This is a genomic window from Mycobacterium sp. E1747 (genome assembly GCF_001667775.1).
In the GTDB taxonomy this organism is placed as follows: domain Bacteria; phylum Actinomycetota; class Actinomycetes; order Mycobacteriales; family Mycobacteriaceae; genus Mycobacterium.
On sequence record NZ_LZJI01000023.1, the window covers coordinates 1 to 831 of the forward strand.

The following is an 831-nucleotide window of genomic DNA, read 5'->3' on the forward strand; positions in this document are numbered from 1 at the left end:
GCACGCCGTTAGCGCCCTGGCCATCACGGGCGGCGACACCCCGCCCCCGGCCCGCATCGTGCTGCTGTCCGACGGCGCGGAGAATGTGCCGCTGGACGCCAACGCCCCGCAGGGGGCGTTCACCGCCGCCCGGGCCGCCAAGGCCGCGGGCGTGCAGATCTCGACCATCTCCTTCGGGACGCCGTACGGCACCGTCGAATACGAGGGCGCCACGATCCCGGTTCCCGTCGACGACCAGACGCTGCAGAAGATCTGCGAGATCACCGACGGCCAGGCGTTCCACGCCGACAGCCTGGAATCGCTGAAGAACGTCTACTCGACCCTGCAGCGCCAGATCGGCTACGAGACCGTCAAGGGCGACGCCAGCCTGGCCTGGATGCTGCTGGGCGCGGTCGCGTTGGCCGGTGCGATCCTGGCCGGGCTGTTCCTGAATCGCCGGCTGCCCTCCTGAGCGATCAGACCGGCAGCCGCCGGTTGATCAGCAGCGCCAGCGCCGTCGCGATCAAGGCGGTGATCACGCCCAGGCGCAGCCACCCGGCGCTGCCCGGCCCCGGCACGGTCCGATAACCGATGTCCTTCTCGATGGCGTTGTAGCTCTTGTTGAGCTCGGCGATGTTGCTGGCGGTGTAGGACTGCCCGCCGGACAGCTTGGCGATGGTCTTCATGTGGTCCGTCGAGACCGGGACGGCGACGCGCTGCCCGTCCATCTCGATCTCGCCGGTCTTGGTGCCGAACGAGATCGTCGAAATGGGCACGCCCTCGTCGCGGGCCAGCCGCGCCGCCGTGTACGCCCCGTCGTGCGGGTCGCTGGGATTGGACGGCTTGTTCTCG

Annotated in this window: 2 pseudogenes; one reads left to right on the forward strand and one right to left on the reverse strand. The window is 69.6% G+C overall.

The annotated features are described in order from the left end of the window. A pseudogene (locus tag A5695_RS01775) lies at positions 1-451 on the forward strand (hypothetical protein); the annotation flags it as partial. 4 nt (positions 452-455) lie between these two features. Here A5695_RS01775 and A5695_RS01780 read toward each other — a convergent pair. Then, a pseudogene (locus A5695_RS01780) lies at positions 456-831 on the reverse strand (hypothetical protein); the annotation flags it as partial.